The sequence below is a fragment of the Caldicellulosiruptor morganii genome, from assembly GCF_026810225.1.
Taxonomy (GTDB): domain Bacteria; phylum Bacillota; class Thermoanaerobacteria; order Caldicellulosiruptorales; family Caldicellulosiruptoraceae; genus Caldicellulosiruptor; species Caldicellulosiruptor morganii.
Genome location: NZ_CP113865.1, coordinates 1303948 through 1326249, shown reverse-complemented (window position 1 = coordinate 1326249; position 22302 = coordinate 1303948). Strand labels below are relative to the sequence as shown.

The window sequence follows — 22302 nt, the reverse complement described above, 5'->3', positions numbered from 1 at the left end:
AATGAATAACTGTATTTTTTGCAAGATTGTTGAGAAACAAATTCCTTCTGAGCTTGTGTATGAGGATGAATTGGTCTGTGCTTTCAAGGATATCAATCCAACTGCTCCTGTTCATATTCTTGTTGTACCAAAGCAGCATATTGAAAGCTTAAATGAGATTGAAGATAACCACAAACAGCTTATAGGTCATGTATTTATAGTTGCCAAATTGCTGGCTGACAAATTTGAAATAAAAGAAAAAGGATTCAGAATAGTTGTCAACTGCGGGCAGGATGGTGGCCAGACAGTAAACCATCTGCATTTCCATTTACTTGGTGGTCGTAAATTCTCCTGGCCAGCTGGTTAATTTCTAAATCTTTTATAAATAAGGAGTAAAAATATAAACAATGGTCTTAGGAATATTTGCAAATTTTCAAAAAGAACATACCAGGCAGATTTTGGACCAGATTATAAATATACTTGAAATTGAAAAGATTGAATGGGTACTTGTGAATGAAGAAAATAAAAACAGCATAAAAGTCAATTTCCTGGTAACAATTGGTGGGGATGGCACTCTTCTTAATGTTGTTGAGAAGGCAGCTAAAGAAAATCTTCCTGTACTTGGAATAAATTGTGGTCGGGTTGGATATTTAACCGAAGAGCTGGCTACCAATTTTAATATTGCCATTAAAAAGATAATTGACAGTGACTATTTTATTGAAGAGAGACATCTTATTGAAGCCCATTTCAAAGGGCAAGTTTTCTATGCCTTAAATGATGTGTGCCTGGTAAGAAGTACATTCAACATTGTAGATTTAAGTCTTTTTATAGACGATGTATTTGCACAGGAGTACAGAAGTGATGGGATTATTATCTCAACTGCAACTGGCTCCACCGCATATTCTCTTTCTGCAGGTGGACCAATAGTGGAACCACAGTTAGGGGTGATGGTTGTCACCCCTATTTGTCCTCATTCATTGAGTTCCAGAAGTTTGGTGTTAGGTGATACAAGAGTTGTCAGGGTGAAAAGTCAATCTGATGAGATTTTAATTGTAAATGACGGAAGGACTGTGGCTACATTAAACAAAGATGAATGTATCGAGTGCAGGATTTCTTCAAAAAAGCTTAAGCTTGTAAGGCTCAAGAAGAAGAATTTCTATGAGGTACTAAGAGAGAAGATTAAAGAGTAATTAAAAAAGTGAGGTGCTGATTTGAAAAATGAAGTCTGAAAGGCAACAAAAAATTTTGGAAATAATTCAAAATGAAGATATAGAAACTCAGGAAGAACTTGTGGAAAGGCTGAGAGAATTGGGTTATGACGTTACACAGGCGACGGTTTCAAGAGATATAAAGGAATTAAGGCTTACAAAAGTATTAACAGAAACAGGCAAATATAAATATGCAGTTTTGTCCGGACCTGAGGCGAACATCACCGAAAAGTTAATCAAAGTTTTTTCTGAATCCATTGTAAAGTACGACACGGCTGACAATCTTGTTATAATAAAGACAATAACTGGTGCTGCCCAGGGTGCTGCCGCTGCAATTGATTTATTGAACTGGCCGGAGGTAGTAGGGACTATAGCTGGTGATGATACCATATTCATTGCTACGAAGGGAAGCAGTGCTGCTGAAAAGATTGTTGAGAGGATTAAAGCTATTTTGAATCAAGGTGATTGATTATCATGTTAAAAAGACTATACATTGAGAATATTGCTATAATTGATAGACTGGAAATAGAATTTGAAAGAGGTTTAAGCATACTGACAGGTGAAACTGGCGCTGGTAAATCAATAATAATAGATTCTCTTTCTCTGTTATTGGGAACGAAAGCCAAAAAAGATATTATAAGATCAAATTGCACAAAAGCATTAGTTTCGGCAGTTTTTGATATTGAGAAGGAGAATGTTATAAATTTTATAAATTCAAAAGGTATTGAACTTGAAGAAGGGCAGTTAATTGTATCACGAGAAATATATTCGAATGGGAAAAGTTTGTGCAAAATAAATGGGCACTTTGTGACCCTGTCTACTTTGAGAGAGATAACCACACATATTTTTGAAATCCATGGACAGAATGAAACACATCTGTTGAATGATAAAAAGGTTCAGCTCATGTACATAGATAGGTTTTGTGGAAGAGGTATTGAGGATCTCAAAAATGAGTACAGAGAGCTTTTTAAGGAGTATCAGGAGAAAAAAAAGATACTTAGTGATCTTATCAAAAATGAGGAAGAGAAAGAAAGAAAATTGGATATTTTAAACTATCAGATAAACGAAATTGAAAGCATTTCTCCACACATTGGAGAAGACATTGAACTTGAGAAGGAAAGAGAAATTATTCAAAACTTTTCTAAATTAAAATACAACGCTGAAAAGATAGTGCATCTCAGCAAAAGTATTATGGAATATCTGGAAGTATGCATAAAACATGTAAATGAAAATGCAAGATTTGATAAAGATTTTAATCAACTTGCCGAGAGATTAAATAATATTTATTATGAAATTGAAGACATATCTTTTGTAACCTCAAAAAAGCTTGATTCTTATGTGGTAGATGAATATAAAGTAACCAGGATAATTGACAGACTTGACAAAATAAACAGGTTGAAAAAAAAATATGGAGGCAGTATTGAACAGATATTAAAGTTTAAAGAAGAGTTGCTAAGGCAAAAGTTAGAAATTGAAAGAAATAGTGAATTGATAGAAGAATTAAAAATTAATCTATCAAAGATAGAAGAAAGACTTTTAATTTTGGCAACTGAAGTTTCAAACCTGAGAAAAAACGCTGCAGTAGAGTTTGAAAAAAAGGTATTAAAAGTGTTAGAACAGCTTGAAATGAAAAACGTGAATTTCAGAGTTGCATTTATACAAAGGGATTTATATGAAGACGGGATTGATGAGATAGAGTTTTTAATTTCAACAAATATCGGGCAAGATTTAAAAAGTTTGAGTAATATCGCTTCAGGTGGAGAACTTTCAAGGATAATGCTTGCCATAAAGTCTATTATGGCTGAAAAGGATGACATTTTGCTGATGATTTTTGACGAGATAGACAGCGGACTTAGCGGAGTTGCGGCAAGCAAGCTTGCAAGACTTTTAAAGGATCTTTCTAAAAAACATCAGGTTATTTGTATAACACACTTGCCTCAGGTTGCAGCAGCGGCGAATAACCATTTTTATGTTTTCAAAGAGGTCAAAGATAACATGACAGTTTCAAATGTAAAAAAATTGGATGAAAATGAATCTTTCAAAGAAATTGCCCGAATGTTTTCTGGTGAGAACATTACAGAAAGCTCAATTCTTCATGCAAAACAGTTGAAAGATCAGTTTGTATAAAAATATTCAGAATATATCAAAGAAGAATGGAGAGGATATTTTAATAGGATTTTGATTTTAAGCGGTGACTTGAAGTGAAAAGAATAGCTGGGTTTGCATTTCTTTGTTATTTGCTTATTACATCCTTATTTTCTTTTATTTGATTGTTACTCCTGATTATTTAACATATTACAAATCAGACAGGTGTATAACATTAAAAACTCCTGTATTTGTAGATATTACTTTTAAAAATGGTGATATATCAAAGAAGACAAAAAATCATTTATTATTCAAGACAAACACCATATATCTAAAAAACAAATCAAATTCCTTTTCATTCCAGCTAAAAATAGGAGGTATTCCCCTCAAAACAGTAAAGATATCCATAATAGAACCGGGAAATTTAAGTGTTGTTGGTAAGTTTATTGGTATTAAACTGATGACTAATGGAATACTGGTGATAGGTTACTCACAGGTTTATTTAGAAAATTCAAAACCCAAAATTCCAGCAAGGGAGGCTGGAATTCAAGTTGGCGATGAGATAATCTGTGCAAATGGGCAGGAATTGAGGAGCTGCGAACAACTATCTGAAATCATAAATTCATCTCATGGCAAACCTGTTGAGCTTTTGGTAAAAAGAAAGGAGTGCAAAAAGAAAGTTAAGGTAAAACCTTTATTAAGTAGTGAAGGGGTATATAAAATAGGGTTATGGGTTAGAGATGGAACAAGTGGCATAGGTACATTACATTTGTCGACAAAACAAAAAAGATATTCACAGCTCTTGGTCATGGAATTTCAGACATTGATACAAACATACTTCTTGATTTGAAAGAAGGTCAGATTTATAGGGCGCATATAATCGATATAAAAAAGAATGAATGCCATGAAATTAGTGAAGTTATAGGAAAGATTGATGAAAATTCAGTAATTGGTAATATAGTAATCAATAGCCAGTTCGGTGTATATGGAAAACTGGAAAATAAAGATCTGCTAAAGTTCGCAATTGACTGTAAAATTGCAAGAATACAGGATGTGCATGTGGGTGATGCCTATATTATAACAGATGTTTTAGATAACCAGAAAAGATTTAAAGTGAAAATAGAGAAAATACTGCCGCTCTACAAGAATTCTACAAAGGCATTTGTAATTAAAATTACTGATAAAAAAGACTTTTGGAAGTCACGGGCGGTATTGTGCAAGGTATGAGTGGGTCTCCTATTATTCAAGACAACAAACTGGTTGGTGCAGTTACGCATGTATTTTTAAAAGAACCGGAGAAAGGTTATGGAGTTTTTATCGAAAACATGATAAATATGACAAATATGATAAAATAAATTTGTTGAATATTGCCAGAAGGATGTTTTACTCAGCTGTTGAATTTTTAGTAATATAATCAAAATAAAATTAGTAATATAATCAAAAAAAATAATGAGGGAGAAATATGGATAAACTCAGAGTTGTTATTGCCGATGATAACAGACAATTCAATATGCTTCTTACAGAGGTTTTCAATTCTCAACCAGACTTTATGGTTGTGGGAAACTCTTATGATGGTATTGAAACTTTAAAAGTAGTTGAGGAGTTAAAACCTGACCTTTTAATGCTTGATATTATTATGCCATACTTAGACGGGATTGGGGTGATTGAGAATTTATCAGTAAAGGAGATTAAGCCAAATATAATTGTAATTTCTGCAGTTGGGCAGGAAAATATATCTCAAAAGGCTGTTAACCTGGGTGCGTTGTATTACTTTGTTAAGCCTTTTGACTTGAATGTAATGATAGAAAGGGTAAGACAGCTTGTATTGAATCTTCCTACTAAAAAGGATTTGCAAGACAGTGCTGTCACCAAGGTTCCTGCAAAAAAGAGTATCAATGAGATTGATTTAGAGACCGAGGTGTCAGAAATTTTAAAAGAGGTTGGTATTCCTGCACATGTAAGAGGCTATCAGTTTTTAAGAGATGCGATTATTGCGGCAACCTTGGATGCTGATTTGATAAATGCTATTACAAAAGCACTGTATCCACTAATTGCTGAAAAATATAATACAACCCCAACAAGGGTTGAAAGAGCTATAAGGCATGCTATTGAGATTTCGTCTACAAGAGGAAAGGTAGATACTCTTTACAAATACTTTGGTTATTCAACCTCGCAGGACAGAGGAAAACCCACCAATGCCGAGTTTATTGCTATGATAAGTGATAAACTGCGACTCAAACTTAAAAAACTTTCTCAGCCAAACTAAAGAAGGTTTTTAAAGGTAAAGATTATACATAAACTTATTAATAGAATCTCAAATTTTTTGGGAATTGCATGAAGAAAGGATTAGTATATTCTGCTGCTATCCTGGCAATAGGCTCAATTTTTGCAAAGTTTGTAGGTGTTTTCTTAAAAGTACCGCTAATAAATCTCGTTGGAGATTATGGGATAGGGTTATATCAGCTACCCTATCCCATTTACACTACTATTCTGACATTTAGCATGACAGGTTTTTCTTTAGCTATACAATAGCCTTTATTATTAATTTCTTGGAGCTAAAAAACCAGAATATAAATGTTTTAAATATCAATAAATTGTTTTACATTGGAGCTTCAAGTGTTATAATGGTTACTGTAGGAAAAGTAATACTCAGGATTTTCATTAAATGCTCTTTTGTATTGCAGGGAAGTCTTCTTATAATTTGCTGTATTGTAGTTTACACAATCTTTCTTTTTATCTTTGGTGTGATCAAACTTTCTAATATAAAACAACTTATTATGAGGTGATTTGAATAATGAATATAGGAGTAATTGGCTGTGGCAATATGGCAAATTCAATTGTATATTCGATAACAAAAAGACAAAAACATCAGATCTTCTGTTACGATGTGGATATCCTGAAGGCAGAGAAGTTTAATAATCTTTATGGAGCAACCATATTGATGAGTGAAAGTGAAGTTGTTTTAAGCTGTGATATAATAATAATTGCAGTAAAACCCAAGGATATATTCAACGTATTGAAAAAGATAAAAGGTCTTGTGGATAATAAGATTATTGTATCCATTGCAGCAGGTATTTCCATTGACAGAATAAAGGATATGATTGGAGAAAAAAAGATTGTGAGGGTCATGCCAAATGTAAATATAAGCGTTGAAGAGGGTATTTTAGGAATGTGTTTTTCAGAAAGCATTGTGGATTCAGAAAAAGAAAAAATAAAAGAACTCTTTGAGAGTATGGGCAAGGTTATAGTAGTAGAAGAAAAATCCATAGATGCAATAACAGCCCTTTTTGGAAGTGGTCCGGCTTTTGTTGCGCATTTTATAGAAAGCTATATAGATGCAGCAGTAAAACTTGGTTTTTCTAAACAGGAAAGCTATGACCTTGTTTTAAAACTTTTTTATGGCACGATAGTTAACATGAAAAATAATATGTTAACTACGCACCAAATAAAGGATATGGTTACATCACCGGGTGGTACTACAATTGAAGGACTTGTGGAATTTGAGAGGAGAGCTTTGAAGGGTGCTATTATTGATGGAATTGTTAAAGCATATGAAAGGTCTAAAAGTATTTTATAGGTGTGGTAAAGAAACATGAAAGAGGTTTCTATATATACAGACGGGGCTTGCAGTAAAAACCCGGGCCCGGGTGGATGGTGTGCTATATTAATTTACAAAGGTATCAAGAAGGTGTTAAAAGGTTTTGAGGAAAATACTACAAATAACAGGATGGAACTTAAAGCCATAATTGAAGGGTTAAAAGCTCTGAAGGAACCCTGTAAAGTAACAGTTTATACTGACTCTGCATATGTTGTAAATGCTATCAATCAAAATCGGATTGAAAAGTGGCAGAAGAACAACTGGAAAACATCAGAAAAAGAAGAGGTAAAAAATATTGATTTGTGGAAGGAATTGATTGATCTTATCAAAATACACAAAGTGAAATTTGAAAAGGTAAAGGGACACAGTTTTGACGAGTTAAATAACCTTTGTGATAAGATTGCAAGAGACATGATTAAGGAGAGGAAATGATTTTATAAAAAAAAGGGGAAGATACAAAGGGTGTTTGAGTTAAAAAGGGGAATTGTAAAAAGAGAATGCGAGGTTACAAAAGACTACCAGGTTGTTGAAGTTGAATTTGATGATAAAGATGTATCTAAGGCAATTAATCTTTTGGATATAAACAAAAAGGTGGTTGTTGGACAGGATGTGCTGGTCAATGTAACAGCAAGAAAATTAAAACTTGGAACAGGTGGTTATGATTATATACTTCCGACTACCCCATTTTCCAATCACACAAAGGGGCATATTATGAAACTCAGATACACTCCTTTGCAATTTTCGGTACTAACAGAGGAGGAAAAAAACCCGGAGCTTTTCAACAGGATACCTGATTTTAACGATTTGATTATTGTGGTATGTGAACTTCACAGTATGTTGATGCCAATCTGTTTGTATCTTAAAGAGCGTGACAGAGACATAAAAGTTTCTGTAATAATAAATGACTGGGGGATGCTGAACGCGAAACTTTCACATAATTTATTCTTTTTAAAAGAAAACCATTTTATTGACTATGTAATAACATGTCAAGAAGCATTTAACGGTGATTTTGAGTGTATAAACGAGATAAACTCTCTTATATTTTCCAAAAGTTTAGATACTCAGGTAGCAATAATATCTCCACTTCCTGGAGTTGTCGGGACAGGAACCAAATTTGGATTTAGTGCATATAAAGCTGTCAGTGTTATAGAAGACATATCAAGGTTTGGAGGAAGAATTATTTTTCCTGTAAGAGTTTCTAAAAGTGAAAAAAGAGAAAGACACAAAATGGTGAGTCATCATTCTCTTACAATACTAAGTTATGTGAATTCGTCTGTGGAGATTCCAATTTATCAGTTTGAAGACAGGATTTTTTACACTCAGGTTTTTAAGATTTTGAATAACTATAGAACAAAGCATATATTAACGCCTATAGAAAGAATAGACGATAATATAATCGAAAAATACAAACTCTTGCTAAAAACAATGGAAAGAGGATTTGAAGAAGACAGTGAATACTTTTTGCAGCTTTTTGCAACAGCAGAGTACATTTTAAAAAAGTTACACAGGGAGATGAAATAAAAAGATGGAGCTTTATGAAAAAACTTTGGAGTCTCAAATTATTTATGATGGTTCTTTTATTAGTTTAAAAGTAGATAAGGTCTTACTTCCAGATGGCAAAACTTCGCACAGAGCGATTGTTGTTCATTCAGGCGCAGCGGTTGTTGTTCCGGTCGATGATGAAGAGAATGTAATTTTGATAAGGCAGTTTAGAAAACCAATTGAGAAGGTTATAGTAGAACTTCCGGCAGGCAAGCTGGACAAAGATGAAGAACCACTTGAGTGTGCAAAAAGAGAACTTGAAGAAGAAACAGGTTATAGTGCTAAAGAGTTTGTAAAACTTACAGAAATATATACAACTCCCGGATTTTCAAATGAGGTTATACATGTGTATTTAGCAAGAGGACTTGAACAGGGCAGTTCACACACAGACATTGATGAATTTGTTGAAGTTTTTAAAGTTGGCCTGGATGATGCCATTAAAATGGTTAAAAATGGTGAGATTAAAGATGCAAAGACAATCATTGGGCTACTTCTTGCAAAGATGTATCTTAGAGGAGAATGGATATAAAAAATGAGAGTTTATGCTGACCTTCATGTGCATATAGGCTTTTCAAACCAAAGGTACATAAAAATACCCTCTTCTAAGGATCTTACAATAGAAAATATTTTAAGGGTGTCAAAAAATGAAAAGGGTTTGCATGTAGTTGGAATTGTCGATTTTTTGTGTGATGATGTACTTTTTGAAATAGAATCTCTTATTGACTGTGGTAAAATATTATTCAAGGATAACAACTTATATTTCGAAGATCTTTTAATTATTCCTGCTGCTGAAATTGAACTGAGATATAATCAAAAAGATTTTCACTGTCTTATTTATTTTGAAAGCATTGATAAGCTGAAAGAATTCAAAATACAAAATAAAAAGTATTTCAATCAGCTTAATTTTAGTTGTCCTGTTTTTAAAGGGAATATTGAAGATTTTGAAAAAATTGCAAAGGACTTTGATCTTTTTGTGGTACCAGCCCATTCGTTTACGCCCTATAAAGGTTTTTATTCTGCAGCTTCTGGAATCGACGAGGTCTTTAAAACACTTGAAATTTATACAATTGAGCTTGGACTCTCGGCTGATTCTTATATGGTTCAAGACGTTTTTGATGTACAAACAAGAACTCTATTGTCAAACTCTGATGCACATTCTCTGAGAAATATTGCAAGAGAATTTAATGAAATTGAAATTCCGCATCTAACTACGGATAAAGTATTGGAGAGTATAAAAGAAAACGGGCTGGTTGCAAATTATGGTGTGAATCCTAAACTTGGTAAATATCACAAATCATACTGTAAAAGTTGTAATCATTCATTTAATCTTGAACAGGAGCGGTTTGTTTGTCCTCTTTGTGGAAAGACCACTGTAGTGCCGGGAGTTGAAGATAGAATCCACATGCTTAAAAAGACAGATATTAGAAGCAAAAAACCGCCATATTTTTATACATTTCCTTTTGAGCTGGTTGAAGGATTTGGGAAAAGGACACGAGAAAAGATAATAGAGTCTTTTAAAACAGAAGTGAACTTTGTAAAAGCTTTAAATAAAGGTCAGGATTATGAAAATCTCAAATCTCTTGTTGGTGAGGGAATTTGGAGAAAATTGGACAAGTACCTCAGAGGACAATACAGTATAGAATTTGGTGCGGGTGGTTATTTTGGAAAAATTAGATTTGAATGAAAATGGGTGAGAGTTTATGATAGATGCTGAAAAATTAAAGAAAAATATTGAGGAAATTCAAGAACGAATTGAAAAAGCTTGTTTGAGAAGTGGAAGGAAAACAAGCGAAGTAAAGTTACTTGGTGCAACAAAAGGTGTAGATGTCAGGACAATCAAACTTGCGAATGAATTTGGTGTAAAGATTTTTGGCGAAAACCGCGTTCAGGAATTTTTACCAAAGTATAATGAACTTCCGCATCTGGAATGGCATTTTATTGGAAGACTTCAGACAAACAAAATTAAGTATATCTACGACAAGGTGTTGCTAATTCATTCAATAGAAAAAGTAGAGCAAATTCAGGAATTGGAAAAAAGATGTTCAAAAGAAGACAGGAAGATAGATGTTTTGATAGAAGTAAACATAGGTGGTGAAATTTCTAAAGGAGGAGTTTTACCGGATAATATAGAAGTACTGATAGAGAGGATTTGTGAATGTAAGCATGTTATTCTAAAAGGTTTTATGACCATTCCGCCCATTGAGGAAGATGAAAAAAAGCTAAGGCAGTATTTTCGAAAGATGAAAGAAATCTTTGAAAATTATAAAAAATTAAATTATAATAATGTTAAAATTGAAGAATTATCAATGGGCATGAGCAATGACTTTGAAGTGGCAATCGAGGAAGGTGCCACTTTGGTTAGGATAGGAACAAAACTATTTGGTGAAAGACCAAAAATTTAAGGAGGTTTTGGTTATGTTTGATAACCTTCAAAGAAAGATTTTAAATCTGATTGGAATTGAAATTGAGGATGAGGACAGACCGCAAGAAGGTACAAAACCAAAAGAAGAAAATGTAAAGCCAAAACATGAAACACCCAAGGTTGTAACAATAGGGAAGGCGAGCCAGACAGAAGTTACAGTTTATAACCTTAAACTTTTTGATGAGGTTGTAAAGGTTTGTGATGCACTGAGAGAGAACAAGATAGTGGTATTCAATTTAGAGCAGGTGGCTGAGGAACATATTCAAAGAATCATTGACTTTGTTAGCGGGGCTGTTTATGTTCTTGATGCAAAGATTCATAAAGTGAGCAAGAAGATATTTGTGGTTGTTCCAAGGAGCATTGATTTAGAGGTGGATGAGCAGTTAAAAGAAGAATTTAGGGCAAAGGGAGTATTTGCCTGGCTGAAATAGAAATAAATTACCTGCTTGTTGGAGGATATGAATGTTAAGATTAATATTTGGTCTTGCTGATAAAGCTTTTGCGTTTGTTGAATTCTGTATTTTTGTGGATGCAATTTTATCATGGGTAATTCATGACCCCTACAACAAATACAGAAGAGTACTTGGTATGATTGTAAATCCTATACTTGAACCTATAAGATCGATTTTGTTTAGATACATCAGAACAGGGTTTATTGATTTTTCACCCCTGATTGCAATAATTTTACTTGAGATTGCAAGAAAACTGTTATGGGTAGTTTATGCAATACTGATATAACATAGCATTTAAATGGAGTTGTATAAAGAAGATGTACTACATTCCTGAGGAGAACAAGTTTGAAATCCTGAAAGTTAAGAATCTATTGGAAAGATGTTACGGGAATATTGAATACTCAGATTTTCTTTCTCCTTTTGCGCAAAGATACATCACTGATGTGATTTTAAAGGATGAAAGCCAGCATGTATTCTATCAGGCATGGGGCGGGTATGAAGAGGCTGAGAGAAAAGTTTTGGCAATTTTTGACGCAATTTACTCAGATAAAGTAGATTCTTCTCATTTTCCGATCGAAATAATTTTAGTTGAATCAGATACAATGCTTTCTCACAGACAAATTTTGGGAACATTTATAGGTCAGGGACTCAAACGTGACAAGATTGGTGATATACTGGTAAAAGAACACAGGGCTTTAGTTTTTGTTAAAGAGGAAGTAAGTTTTTTTATTGCTACACACATAAACAGGATAGGGAAAGATAGAGTAAAAATAGAAACTGTCAACAAGGATGAATTGGATATCTCACAATTTATACAGAATAGTGGCAAAAAAATTGTATGCAGTGTTCCTTCCATGAGAGTTGACGCTATTGTCAGCCATGCTTTTGGTATTTCAAGAGAAGAGGCAAATGCTCTTGTTAGGCAGTTTAAAGTTGCTGTAAACTGGATGTATATTGATAAGCCTTCATATGAAGTTAAAGAAGGTGATTTAATTTCTGTAAGACATCATGGTAGATTAAAAATAGAAAAGGTATTGACAACTACAAAAAAGGGAAGAATTTCTATTGAAGTTTTGAGATTTTCATAATTCTGTATTCTGGAGGTAAAACTTTTATGCTAACTCCCCAAGATATTGAGTCTAAGACCTTTAAAAGGGTATATATTGGCGGTTACAGTGTTGAAGAGGTAGAAGAGTTTCTCGAACAGGTATTGAAGGATTATGAAGCTCTGTACAAAGAAAATTTGGAGCTTAAAGACAAAATAGCACTGCTTAATGAAAATATTCAGAATTACAAGACAATTGAGGAAACATTGCAGAACACCTTAATTGTCGCTCAGTCGACAGCTGAGGAGATAAAGAAAGTGGCTTACCAAAAGGCAGAAGCTTTAATAAAAGAAGCTGAAATGAAGGCTTCAAAAATGATTGAAGAGGCAAACAGTAAGGTGTTGCAAATCACATATGAGTATGGCGAACTCAAAAAAAGGTATCAGCTTTTTTTAAATAAATTTAGGAACTTGCTACAAACTGAACTCAGTGCACTTGAAATGGTAGATAAAGAACTACAGAATGACTAATTATTTTGCAGGGGGATGAAACAAAAGATGGATTGGAGTCAAACATTAAACTTACCAAAAACTGATTTTCCAATGAGAGCAAATCTTGCACAGCGCGAACCGGAGTTTTTAAAGTTTTGGGAAGAGAAGCAAATTTTTAAGAAAATGCTAAAGAAAAATAAAGATGCTAAGAAATTTATATTGCATGATGGACCACCTTATGCAAATGGAGATATTCATTTGGGACATGCTCTTAACAAGGTTTTAAAGGATATTGTGAATAAGTACAAAGCTCTGCAAGGTTACTATACACCTTATATTCCCGGATGGGACACTCACGGGCTTCCAATTGAGCAGCAGGTTATAAAGCAGCTTGGTGTCAACAGACATGAAATAGATGCCATAGAATTTAGAAGAAAATGTAAAGAGTTTGCTCTTAACTATATTGATATTCAAAGACAGCAGTTCAAGCGATTGGGTGTTTTTGGTGAATGGGAAAATCCTTACATGACACTGGACCCCAAGTTTGAGGCAAGACAAATTCGTGTTTTTGGTAAAATGGCAAAAAAAGGTTATATTTATAAGGGATTAAAACCTGTTTACTGGTGTCCATCGTGTGAAACTGCGCTTGCAGAAGCAGAGATAGAGTATCAGGAAGACAGGACATATTCAATCTATGTTAAATTTGAGGTAATAGATGACAGGGGATTGTTTGCGAAGTTAGATTTAAAAGGCAAAAAGGTTTATATTGTAATCTGGACAACTACCACCTGGACACTCCCGGGTAATCTTGCAATTGCTTTAAATGCTGATTTTGATTACAGCTTGGTTGATACTGGTAATGAGATATTAATTATGGCTTCCGAGCTTGTAGAAAGAGTAATGAAAACAAATAAAATTGAGCATTATAATGAGATTGCAAGGTTTAAAGGTAAAGAGTTAGAATATATGAAATGCAAACATCCGTTTTTGAATAGAACCTCACTGGTAATTCTGGGCGAGCATGTTACACTTGAAGCAGGAACTGGTTGTGTTCACACAGCACCGGGACATGGTGAAGAGGACTTTGAAGTGTGTCAGAGGTATAATATTCCTGTGATTGTACCAGTTGATAATAAAGGATATTTGACTCAAGAAGCCGGAAAATTTGCGGGACTTTTTTATGAAGATTCAAATAAAGAAATTGCCAGAGAACTGGAAGCTTCGGGACATCTCCTGGGTGTTGAGAAGATAACCCACCAATATCCTCACTGCTGGAGATGTAAAAATCCTATTATATTCAGAGCAACCGAACAATGGTTTGCGTCTGTAAAAGGATTTAGAGAAGAAGCACTGAAGGCTGTAGATGATGTTAAGTGGGTGCCCGAGTGGGGACGAGACAGAATATATAACATGATTGCAGACAGGCAGGATTGGTGTATTTCAAGGCAGAGAATCTGGGGCGTGCCAATTCCAATATTTTACTGCAAAAATTGCAGAAAAGAGCTTATCACAGACGAGACGATTGACCATATTGCAAAGATATTTGAAAGAGAAGGTTCTGATGCATGGTTTTCAAAAGATGTAAAGGAACTTCTGCCAGCAGGTATTAGGTGTCCAGGCTGTGGCTGTGAGGAATTTGAAAAAGAGACTGACATTATGGACGTTTGGTTTGACTCTGGATCTTCACATGCATATGTTCTTGAGAGCAGGGAAGATTTAGAGTGGCCATGTGACATGTACCTGGAAGGGAATGATCAGTACAGAGGATGGTTCCAATCTTCACTTTTAACAGCTGTTGCGACTAAAGGAAGAGCTCCATATAAGATTGTCTTGACGCATGGTTTTGTAGTTGATGGCGAAGGCAGGAAAATGTCAAAGTCTGAAGGAAATGTAATTTCACCGCTTGATATAATAAATGAATTTGGAGCGGACATATTAAGACTGTGGTGTGTATCTGCTGACTATACCACGGATATGAGAATTTCAAGGGAGATTATAAAGCAGCTGACAGAAATCTATAGAAAAATTAGAAATACGGCAAGGTTTTTACTGGGGAACTTGTATGATTTCAATCCGGCTACTGATAGAGTTTCGTATGATAATTTAAAAGAGATTGACAGATGGGCATTGCAAAGACTCAATATCTTAATTGAAAAGGTCACCAAAGCATACGAGGAATATGACTACAATCAGGTATATCATTTGATTCATAATTTCTGTGTTGTTGATATGAGCAATCTATATCTTGACATAAATAAGGATAGGCTTTATGCATCAAACAGTGCTTCAGCTGACAGAAGAGCTGCTCAGACTGTTATGTATGAAATTCTTGTTGCTTTGACAAAATTAATTGCACCAATTTTGTCCTTTACAGCAGAAGAGATATGGCAGTTTATGAAGTATAAAGAAAACAATGCCGAGTCAGTTTTCTTAACAGACTGGCCGAAGGTAGATGAGCAAGTTCTTAATGATGAAAAACTTAAAGAAAAATGGGAAAAGATTATTGATATCAAAGATATTGTTGCAAAGCAGTTGGAAATTGCAAGGAATGAAAAGCTCATTGGAAGTTCGCTGGATGCAAAAGTGAAAATTCTTGCGCAAGGCGAACAGAAAAAGTTCTTGGAGGAAAACAAAAATATTTTAGAAGAGGTTTTAATTATATCTCAGATGGAAATAGCAGAAAGTGATAGCGAAGAGATTAAAGTAGAAGTGTACAAGGCCGAAGGTGCAAAATGTGAAAGATGTTGGAAATTTGATACAATGGTTGGAAAGAATGCAGGAGGTTTAAATGTATGTCCAAGGTGTTACGAAGTTGTAAAAGGTAAATAAAGTTAAAAAAGATGAGCCGGTAATTCAAAATGCCGGCTTGTCTTTTATTTTAAAAATCAGCCAAAAAGGATGGGTAGGATGGAAGATAGGATTTATTTAAATTTAAAAAGGGAAGAAAAGAATATTCCGATTATATTTGCTGAAAAGGCAGAAGAAATTGCAGAGTTTATTGCCTCTTTTAGCTATACAAATCTTGTAATATTTTCGGATAAGGTTGTCTATTCACTTTATAAAGATTTTATTGCAAACATAAAACACGATCATATTTACCTTTTTGACGAAGGTGAGGAATCAAAATCGGCAGAATCCTATCTAAAAGCCGTTGATGATCTTTTAGAAAAAAATATAGATAGAAGAGCATTGTTTGTTGCAATTGGTGGTGGTGTTGTTGGTGATGTAGTTGGATTTGTTGCCTCTACATACAAGAGGGGTGTAAGGCTAATACACATTCCAACAACTCTTCTTTCAATGGTTGACAGCAGCATTGGCGGAAAAACAGGGATTAATTATAAATCCTATAAGAACCAAATCGGGACGTTTTACCAGCCTGAAATGATAATAATTTGTCCTGAATTTTTAAAAACATTACCGAAAAGCGAGATTTTATCTGGTTTAGGCGAGATAATAAAATATGGATTTATTCTGGACAGAAGCATATTGGATATGAAAGAAAGATTTGAAAAAGATGCTTTTGAGATATTTCAAGATAGAGTGCTTGCCATGCAATTGATAAAAAAATCCATTAACTGTAAAGTTAAAATTGTTGAAAAGGATGAAAAAGAATCACTCTTGCGAGAGGTTTTGAATTTTGGACACACAGTGGGTCATGCATTGGAGACCTATTACAATTACCATTTTTCTCATGGGATATTTGTTATTTTGGGAATGATTGCTGAGATGATACTTTCAAATATGATATTTGATTTTGATTTGTCAAACGCAGATTTTTTAGTAACAATTTTGAAAAAAAATAACATAAAACTTCCTCAAAAGTTTGATAAGAACCAGATTATCTCTATTATGAAACATGATAAGAAGAACATAAATGCTTCTATAAGGATGGTTTTATTAAAAGATGTGTGCGATTATATTTTGGGTTGTGAAGTTAATGAAGACATTTTATATGAAGCACTTGGAAGGTTTGAAAAAATTGTTTTTTCTTAAAATTGTCTCAGTCTGACAAAGTCAAGAAGAAGCTCCCTTGTCTTGGCTATATAGCTTAAAAAATTTTGAAAAATAAATGCCAAGAAAGGGAGCTTTTTATGTATTGATATTAACTAATTTCTGCTAATTTGCTGCATAGGTGAATAAAAGAAACATGTTTAAACTTGAATCTTTTTATATAGAGATTCTCAAAAAAATTCTTAAAACAATCTTTACAAGCCAATTATTACTATTGTAAAATATATTATGTAATTACATTTGTAGAAGGAGAGTCATTTGAAAATGAAAAAAAGATTTGTTAAAGCCAACAGAAATAAAATTAAAGTAAAAGGGAAAATGCATGATTTACTAAAATTACCGAAATCGGCAGAAAAGACACACCTCATTACTTTTGTTTTTGTCATATCTTTTTTACTTTGTCAGCTGCTTTTGCAAATAGTTTATGCTAAAGACTTTTTTGAATATTTACCTAAAAACGAAGGAAACTTTAATAATATTCTTTTGAAAACATTTAAAAAGAATACAGATGAAAATTTGATTTTTACTATTGACCCAGATAGATTTATTGGACTTTCTAACAACGAAGATGCATATTTTATTAAAGACTTCAAGAGAAACTATAAAAAGTTGATATACAAAATTACTGAAAAAAACTTTCTGAGCATTGCTGAAAATTTTGATGGAAGATATTTTTATTGGATAGAAGGAGAAAGAAGAAAAGGGTATTTATATCAAAGTTGTAACTGGAGGTTATATGCATATGATATTAGTACAAATACTATCTACTTTATTGATAAATGTAGCGAAACAAGTATTTCGGCCAATGACGATATGAAAGCCAAGGCAAATGTTATGTGGAGAGATATATTTGCCCACAATGGCAAAGTTGTTTACTTAAACTATGAAAAGGATAAGAAAGGAATTATCTATTTAGTTGTAAAGTTATTTGATTTGAAAACAAAAAAATATTCTATAATTGAAAAAATACCTGAAAAAGAAAATTGGTTAATATATCCTCCATCTATTTATGGCGATAATATAGTTTGGTGTATATCCAATATTACCGAAACTCATACAATGAGGACAGAAAGTGGAGAAATATATTTATATAATATCAAGAAGAAGATAAAAACAAAAATCTCTCCTAATAACGAACTTGTAATGCCAAGAATTTATAAAAATTATATTATTGCTCTTCGCCATATAAATGGCATAAGTTCTCAAGATCAAATAGTTTTATGTGATATATCAAAAACACCAATTAGATGGAAAATAATAGTTTACCCTGAGTTGTATTCGGTGAAAAATTCAAATATGATTACATTTGCAGATCCATATATTTCAGGAGGATATTTGTCTTGGTATGGTAACTACTTGAAAGATGGTATTTATATATTTTCATTAAATGATTTAAAATATTACAGGATTCCTTATTTAAAACCGCAAAAAGGATATTCTAATTATATCATGCTTTACTCTGAAAATCCTTCTACCAATTTATTCATAAGAAGTTATTTTAAAAACAATACTAATGAAAAATATAGTGAGTATTTAATTTTGAAGTAAATAACCAGCAATTGTAAATCAACAGTGTTATTTGATTGAGATAACTGAAGCTGTAAAAAGAAACAGCTTCAGTTTTTTTGTTTTTTTATAAAATATGAGCAATACAATTATAAAATTAACAAACAAAATTAACAAACATAATCTGAAACTCTTTTAAAACTTATTGACAAACAAATTTTACATATGTATAATATAGATGTGATTACAAATGTAAAATAAGATTGATAAATATCTTATCTATGGTATATCAATTTAATGAGTTAGTTAATAATGGTTATCAACCGTATTCGCCCTATTAATTTATAATCGAGTTGATAAGACTATCGTTGGAGGAATATATATGAAGTTAAAATTAAGTATGTGGGTTAAAAAAAGAGGAAAGTTAAATGCTTTTATATATGTTTCTATATGCTTAATAATTATAGGTATAATTTGTTTTGTTATAAATACTCTAATAAAAAATACTTCAGAACAGATAGGTTATATCGAAAGGTTTGATAAGACTGAAAATGGAGATTATTTTGCGTTATTTTATGGGAAATTATGGCATAACAGTGGCAAAGAAGATTTGCTTTTCAAGGTCAAAATAAGCCGTAATAGAATAAAGGGTTTAGATTATTTTTCAGTACGCTTATTTGCATGGGGAAAAAATCAGGTAGCTTACTGTGGCAATGACTTAAAAGAGTTAATTTTAGTTGATTATAAAACAAAAAGAGAAGTTTATAGAAAACGAATGCCAGAGATGATAAGATATATCAGTGCTAATAAAAAGACAAATGAATTTGTTATTGCCACTGAAAAAAAATTATATCTTTTAAAATCAGAGTATATTTCAAAAAACAAAATACATACTTTTTCACTGAAACAAATTGCAAGAGGCTTATTTTGCTGGCCAGTTCTTTCACCGAACGGAAAGTATATTGCCTGTGGTGAGATGGATAACAAAGAAAATGATGCTGCCACATCTCTAGTTGTGATTGACCTAAACAAAAACAGTAAAAAGAAGCTACTTTCTGAAAGATTTGGGGATATGCCAGTTGACAATGTTTACAGAATTATTTACTCTGTTGCATGGAGCAGGGATAGCAGATATGTTGCTATCAGTACTTCAACTCCTGCTGATCCAGCATATATTTGGGTTTCAGTTGCTGATGTGTTAACAGGGAATGTAACAGAGTTTACGAAAAATACAGGGCTATGTAATCCGCCTGTTTGCTCTTTTTCAGAAGATAAATTTATTTTCTCACAGGGGAATCCGGAATACAAGCAATTTGGTGACTATTCAAATATTAAGGACCCTTTTAGAACAAAATTGGTGCTATTAAATATCAAAAGTAAAGGTTTAGAATATATAAACCAGAATCCAGAAGATATAAATGTCTACTGGCCTGTAATTAGCTCAGATGGAATATATTTTACTGATAAAAGTGGGTACTTTTCGGGTGAGGAAGGATGTTCAATCTACAAGATAAAAAATAAAAAAGTGATTCTGTTACTCAAAGTTAAGGGGAGCTTGGTAAGCTATGATATCCTCAAAATATATTAGAGATGGCTAATAAGTCATTCTTTTTTTTTCACTTGTTTTTTTACAGGTAACAGCATTTCTTCTGAGAAATTGATTTTATCGTGTTTTGGCTTATTTTGCCCCAATATTTTGAACAGATAAGGTAAAAGCGAATTTGAAAAAGTATTTCAAAATCCTCTTTACAAAGTATTTTTTACTGTTGTAAAATATATATAATTACAATTGTAAAAGGAGAGTGGTATAAAAATGAACAAGGATTTATTGAAGCCATCAGAAGCAGAGTTGGAGGTTATGAAGGTTTTGTGGGAAGAAGGAAATCCCCTGAGTGCACCCGAGATAGTACAGAGATTAAAAGAGAGAAACATCAAATGGGAAAAATCAACCATATACACCTTGATTGATAGACTTGCAAAGAAAAAGGCAATAAAGCAGGAGAGAAAAGATAAGCTTTACTACTACAGCCCATCAATTAGCAAAGAAGAATATGCAAAGATAGAAACAGCAAGGATATTGAATAAGCTATTCAATGGCTCTGTAAAAAGCTTAATAGCAGCTTTAATTGAATGTGGGAACATAAAAGGAGAAGAGCTTGAGGAGATTAAAAAGCTATTAGAAAGACAAACGGTATAATGTCAAGGGGGTTTTTTAAAAAAATTTTTTAGATAATTAGGGCAAAAAAGGCAATAGAATACCGAGCCGCTCAGCCTGGAAAAATTTAACTGGCAGCTTGTTTTGAGAAGATTATTAAATTAAGAAATGGGATTAACTAAGTATTGTAAACATCACCTCTTTCTTGATATATTTGACCTTTGCTGAGCATTGCAAAGATCAGAGGAATTAATCGTCTTGCGGTGAGGACGAGGGCACGTTTATGCTGATGTTTGGTAACCTCTGAGAACTTCTTGTTGTAGAAGGCTTTATAACGGACTGTGTGCACCCTAACACAGTTAGCAGCCTCAACAAGATAGTATCTCAGGTATTGGTTACCACACTTAGCCAATGAGGTTTCCTGGGCATTGAAATTGCCTGATTGGTATTGAGTCCAAACAAGGCCGGAGTATTTAGCTAAAGCAGCTTCATTTTTGAAGCGCTTGATATCACCGATTTCAGCGATGATGCCGGCTGCAAGAACATCTCCTATGCCAGGGATGGTGGTCAAGGTTTGGGAGAAAGCTTTAAGAAGTTTTGAGATTTCTTTGTCGAGTTTTTTAAGTTGTTCTTGCATAAATCTAATGTTTTCAAGAGTCATAGACAAAGCTAAGTCATTTGCCTCAGCCAACAGAGGATGTAATCTGTATGAACGATTAGCAGCGGTTTTAAGTATTTCAGCGATTTTATTGACATCTGATAATCTGTTGTTGCCGTTGTCAGATACAAATTTAATTAAATCTTCTAAAGGCATGGAAGCAATATCATCTGGGGTGAAGTTTTCGATGATAGCGCAAGATGCCTTACCGAAGATATCAGAAAATGGGCAGTCTTGAGAATAAGTGGAGAATTTAAGGTATATGAGATTGAGAGCTCTGTTTTTTTCGCGAGTTAGATTATGAACAAGGTGATAGCGCATTCTGGTAAGGCGTTGTAGTGCAGCATATTTGAAGTCAGGCAAAGGTGTTGGATTTAGCTTACTGAACCTGACGCATTCAGCAATAACGACAGCGTCGATGTTATCTGTTTTAGGCAAGAAAGTGTAGATCTTTTTAAATCCTTTGACGATGCTTGGGTTGAGCACGTAAAAGGTTGGTTTGTAAGGTAGTAATTCAGAAGAGGAAGCAAGATACAAATGCAGATGCCAACCGTAATGTGAAGTTGCTTCCATGCCGAATTTAACGTAGGACAGATTATACTGGCTGAGGCAGTCAATGACTCTTTTGATTAATTCATTAGCACCTTCTTGATCGTTAGGCAAGGAAAAGGGTTTTTTAATCAAGTGATTTCCGGCATCATCGATGAAGAAGATAGAATTTGACTGACTACTGATATCAATGCCCACGATTAAAGTATTTGGCAATTTAAAGGCCTCCTTTCTAAAGTGTGTGGTGTTAGAAAAAAGTTTTGCCCTTTATCCCTGGGGATTACATGTAATGCAGCCTCGCCGATATTAGAGCTACGGAGCAGTTTACAGGGTGCACACATCTGACATGCTCAAATCAGATGTGGTAAACTGACCGTGCACAGCAAACGAGTAAACATTACTCATGTAATCCTTTGGGGTTCAGTCTTTCTCAAGCTGTGGCGTGCAGATATCAAAGCACGTCCAGCAGGAGGTGGTCAAAAAATATCCAAATAAACTAAATCAGGCTTAAACTTTTTCTGATATTAGTTTACCAGAGATAAAGGGCAAATTTAAACTGTAGCAGTCAATTTTAATATTCAATTTTTTAAGAAGTGAATG

Annotated in this window: 25 protein-coding genes; 24 read left to right on the top strand and 1 reads right to left on the bottom strand. The window is 33.5% G+C overall.

The window, feature by feature from the left end; genetic code table 11:
- Position 1: 1 nt before the first annotated feature.
- From OTK00_RS06470 to OTK00_RS06355, 24 genes are all read left to right on the top strand, one after another.
- Positions 2 to 346, top strand: a complete 345-nt coding sequence (locus tag OTK00_RS06470; RefSeq protein WP_045169542.1) for a histidine triad nucleotide-binding protein — start codon at positions 2 to 4, stop codon at positions 344 to 346.
- Positions 347 to 386: 40 nt separating this feature from the next.
- Entirely contained in the window at positions 387 to 1169 is a 783-nt protein-coding gene (locus tag OTK00_RS06465) for an NAD(+)/NADH kinase (protein ID WP_045169541.1), read from the top strand.
- Between the two features lie 28 nt (positions 1170 to 1197).
- Positions 1198 to 1656, top strand: coding sequence for an arginine repressor (locus OTK00_RS06460; protein ID WP_045169540.1), 459 nt, complete (start codon positions 1198 to 1200; stop codon positions 1654 to 1656).
- A gap of 5 nt (positions 1657 to 1661) precedes the next feature.
- Complete coding sequence (gene recN, locus OTK00_RS06455) at positions 1662 to 3314, top strand: DNA repair protein RecN (RefSeq protein WP_045169538.1); 1653 nt, start codon at positions 1662 to 1664, stop codon at positions 3312 to 3314.
- Positions 3315 to 3417: 103 nt separating this feature from the next.
- A complete protein-coding gene (locus OTK00_RS06450; RefSeq protein WP_241765491.1) occupies positions 3418 to 4122 on the top strand; it encodes a PDZ domain-containing protein in 705 nt (234 codons plus the stop codon).
- Entirely contained in the window at positions 4035 to 4499 is a 465-nt protein-coding gene (locus OTK00_RS06445) for a SpoIVB peptidase S55 domain-containing protein (RefSeq protein ID WP_307188839.1), read from the top strand. Before OTK00_RS06450 ends, OTK00_RS06445 begins: the two co-directional genes overlap by 88 nt.
- Positions 4496 to 4627, top strand: a complete 132-nt coding sequence (locus OTK00_RS06440; RefSeq protein ID WP_241765490.1) for a SpoIVB peptidase S55 domain-containing protein — start codon at positions 4496 to 4498, stop codon at positions 4625 to 4627. Before OTK00_RS06445 ends, OTK00_RS06440 begins: the two co-directional genes overlap by 4 nt.
- A 107-nt stretch (positions 4628 to 4734) precedes the next feature.
- Positions 4735 to 5538, top strand: coding sequence for a sporulation transcription factor Spo0A (gene spo0A / locus OTK00_RS06435; protein ID WP_045169536.1), 804 nt, complete (start codon positions 4735 to 4737; stop codon positions 5536 to 5538).
- Positions 5539 to 5606: 68 nt separating this feature from the next.
- Positions 5607 to 5804: a hypothetical protein gene (locus OTK00_RS06430; protein WP_045169535.1), complete on the top strand. Its 198-nt coding sequence runs from the start codon at positions 5607 to 5609 to the stop codon at positions 5802 to 5804.
- A 262-nt stretch (positions 5805 to 6066) separates the two neighbouring features.
- Entirely contained in the window at positions 6067 to 6849 is a 783-nt protein-coding gene (gene proC / locus OTK00_RS06425; protein WP_045169534.1) for a pyrroline-5-carboxylate reductase, read from the top strand.
- Positions 6850 to 6864: 15 nt separating this feature from the next.
- A complete protein-coding gene (gene rnhA, locus OTK00_RS06420; RefSeq protein ID WP_045169533.1) occupies positions 6865 to 7302 on the top strand; it encodes a ribonuclease HI in 438 nt (145 codons plus the stop codon).
- Between the two features lie 30 nt (positions 7303 to 7332).
- Positions 7333 to 8391, top strand: a complete 1059-nt coding sequence (locus tag OTK00_RS06415) for a DUF3866 family protein (RefSeq protein WP_045169532.1) — start codon at positions 7333 to 7335, stop codon at positions 8389 to 8391.
- 4 nt (positions 8392 to 8395) lie between these two features.
- Positions 8396 to 8941 carry an NUDIX domain-containing protein gene (locus tag OTK00_RS06410; protein ID WP_045169531.1) on the top strand — a complete coding sequence of 182 codons (546 nt, stop codon included), beginning with the start codon at positions 8396 to 8398 and terminating at the stop codon, positions 8939 to 8941.
- Positions 8942 to 8944: 3 nt separating this feature from the next.
- Positions 8945 to 10096, top strand: coding sequence for an endonuclease Q family protein (locus OTK00_RS06405; protein ID WP_045169530.1), 1152 nt, complete (start codon positions 8945 to 8947; stop codon positions 10094 to 10096).
- Positions 10097 to 10112: 16 nt separating this feature from the next.
- Positions 10113 to 10814, top strand: a complete 702-nt coding sequence (locus OTK00_RS06400; RefSeq protein ID WP_045169529.1) for a YggS family pyridoxal phosphate-dependent enzyme — start codon at positions 10113 to 10115, stop codon at positions 10812 to 10814.
- Positions 10815 to 10827: 13 nt separating this feature from the next.
- Entirely contained in the window at positions 10828 to 11265 is a 438-nt protein-coding gene (locus OTK00_RS06395; protein ID WP_045169528.1) for a cell division protein SepF, read from the top strand.
- 31 nt (positions 11266 to 11296) lie between these two features.
- Complete coding sequence (locus tag OTK00_RS06390; protein WP_045169527.1) at positions 11297 to 11572, top strand: YggT family protein; 276 nt, start codon at positions 11297 to 11299, stop codon at positions 11570 to 11572.
- A 31-nt stretch (positions 11573 to 11603) separates the two neighbouring features.
- Positions 11604 to 12374: a YlmH family RNA-binding protein gene (locus OTK00_RS06385; protein ID WP_045169526.1), complete on the top strand. Its 771-nt coding sequence runs from the start codon at positions 11604 to 11606 to the stop codon at positions 12372 to 12374.
- A gap of 26 nt (positions 12375 to 12400) precedes the next feature.
- On the top strand, positions 12401 to 12862 hold the full coding sequence (locus OTK00_RS06380; protein WP_045169524.1) for a DivIVA domain-containing protein: 462 nt from the start codon (positions 12401 to 12403) through the stop codon (positions 12860 to 12862).
- Positions 12863 to 12889: 27 nt separating this feature from the next.
- Positions 12890 to 15652: an isoleucine--tRNA ligase gene (ileS, locus tag OTK00_RS06375; RefSeq protein ID WP_045169523.1), complete on the top strand. Its 2763-nt coding sequence runs from the start codon at positions 12890 to 12892 to the stop codon at positions 15650 to 15652.
- A 78-nt stretch (positions 15653 to 15730) separates the two neighbouring features.
- Positions 15731 to 16816: a 3-dehydroquinate synthase gene (gene aroB / locus OTK00_RS06370; RefSeq protein ID WP_045169522.1), complete on the top strand. Its 1086-nt coding sequence runs from the start codon at positions 15731 to 15733 to the stop codon at positions 16814 to 16816.
- A 282-nt stretch (positions 16817 to 17098) separates the two neighbouring features.
- Entirely contained in the window at positions 17099 to 18382 is a 1284-nt protein-coding gene (locus tag OTK00_RS06365) for a hypothetical protein (protein WP_241765489.1), read from the top strand.
- 340 nt (positions 18383 to 18722) lie between these two features.
- Positions 18723 to 19928, top strand: coding sequence for a hypothetical protein (locus OTK00_RS06360; RefSeq protein WP_045169521.1), 1206 nt, complete (start codon positions 18723 to 18725; stop codon positions 19926 to 19928).
- A gap of 225 nt (positions 19929 to 20153) precedes the next feature.
- On the top strand, positions 20154 to 20537 hold the full coding sequence (locus OTK00_RS06355; RefSeq protein ID WP_045169520.1) for a BlaI/MecI/CopY family transcriptional regulator: 384 nt from the start codon (positions 20154 to 20156) through the stop codon (positions 20535 to 20537).
- A 136-nt stretch (positions 20538 to 20673) separates the two neighbouring features.
- Here the strand turns inward: OTK00_RS06355 and OTK00_RS06350 are convergent, their stop codons facing one another.
- Positions 20674 to 21918 (bottom strand): IS110 family RNA-guided transposase, encoded by a 1245-nt coding sequence (locus OTK00_RS06350; RefSeq protein WP_045168518.1) that lies wholly within the window; start codon positions 21916 to 21918, stop codon positions 20674 to 20676.
- Positions 21919 to 22302: the final 384 nt, after the last annotated feature.

Excerpts from the sequence above, each read along its gene's own strand:
- OTK00_RS06470 (WP_045169542.1), top strand. The coding sequence starts at position 2 with ATGAATAACTGTATTTTTTGCAAGATTGTTGAGAAACAAATTCCTTCT.
- ileS (WP_045169523.1), top strand. The coding sequence starts at position 12,890 with ATGGATTGGAGTCAAACATTAAACTTACCAAAAACTGATTTTCCAATG.
- recN (WP_045169538.1), top strand. The coding sequence starts at position 1,662 with ATGTTAAAAAGACTATACATTGAGAATATTGCTATAATTGATAGACTG.
- aroB (WP_045169522.1), top strand. The coding sequence starts at position 15,731 with ATGGAAGATAGGATTTATTTAAATTTAAAAAGGGAAGAAAAGAATATT.
- proC (WP_045169534.1), top strand. The coding sequence starts at position 6,067 with ATGAATATAGGAGTAATTGGCTGTGGCAATATGGCAAATTCAATTGTA.
- OTK00_RS06385 (WP_045169526.1), top strand. The coding sequence starts at position 11,604 with ATGTACTACATTCCTGAGGAGAACAAGTTTGAAATCCTGAAAGTTAAG.
- OTK00_RS06400 (WP_045169529.1), top strand. The coding sequence starts at position 10,113 with ATGATAGATGCTGAAAAATTAAAGAAAAATATTGAGGAAATTCAAGAA.
- OTK00_RS06390 (WP_045169527.1), top strand. The coding sequence starts at position 11,297 with ATGTTAAGATTAATATTTGGTCTTGCTGATAAAGCTTTTGCGTTTGTT.
- OTK00_RS06410 (WP_045169531.1), top strand. The coding sequence starts at position 8,396 with ATGGAGCTTTATGAAAAAACTTTGGAGTCTCAAATTATTTATGATGGT.
- spo0A (WP_045169536.1), top strand. The coding sequence starts at position 4,735 with ATGGATAAACTCAGAGTTGTTATTGCCGATGATAACAGACAATTCAAT.
- OTK00_RS06380 (WP_045169524.1), top strand. The coding sequence starts at position 12,401 with ATGCTAACTCCCCAAGATATTGAGTCTAAGACCTTTAAAAGGGTATAT.
- OTK00_RS06460 (WP_045169540.1), top strand. The coding sequence starts at position 1,198 with ATGAAGTCTGAAAGGCAACAAAAAATTTTGGAAATAATTCAAAATGAA.
- OTK00_RS06365 (WP_241765489.1), top strand. The coding sequence starts at position 17,099 with ATGAAAAAAAGATTTGTTAAAGCCAACAGAAATAAAATTAAAGTAAAA.
- OTK00_RS06430 (WP_045169535.1), top strand. The coding sequence starts at position 5,607 with ATGAAGAAAGGATTAGTATATTCTGCTGCTATCCTGGCAATAGGCTCA.
- OTK00_RS06465 (WP_045169541.1), top strand. The coding sequence starts at position 387 with ATGGTCTTAGGAATATTTGCAAATTTTCAAAAAGAACATACCAGGCAG.
- OTK00_RS06405 (WP_045169530.1), top strand. The coding sequence starts at position 8,945 with ATGAGAGTTTATGCTGACCTTCATGTGCATATAGGCTTTTCAAACCAA.
- OTK00_RS06355 (WP_045169520.1), top strand. The coding sequence starts at position 20,154 with ATGAACAAGGATTTATTGAAGCCATCAGAAGCAGAGTTGGAGGTTATG.
- OTK00_RS06440 (WP_241765490.1), top strand. The coding sequence starts at position 4,496 with ATGAGTGGGTCTCCTATTATTCAAGACAACAAACTGGTTGGTGCAGTT.
- OTK00_RS06360 (WP_045169521.1), top strand. The coding sequence starts at position 18,723 with ATGAAGTTAAAATTAAGTATGTGGGTTAAAAAAAGAGGAAAGTTAAAT.
- OTK00_RS06395 (WP_045169528.1), top strand. The coding sequence starts at position 10,828 with ATGTTTGATAACCTTCAAAGAAAGATTTTAAATCTGATTGGAATTGAA.
- rnhA (WP_045169533.1), top strand. The coding sequence starts at position 6,865 with ATGAAAGAGGTTTCTATATATACAGACGGGGCTTGCAGTAAAAACCCG.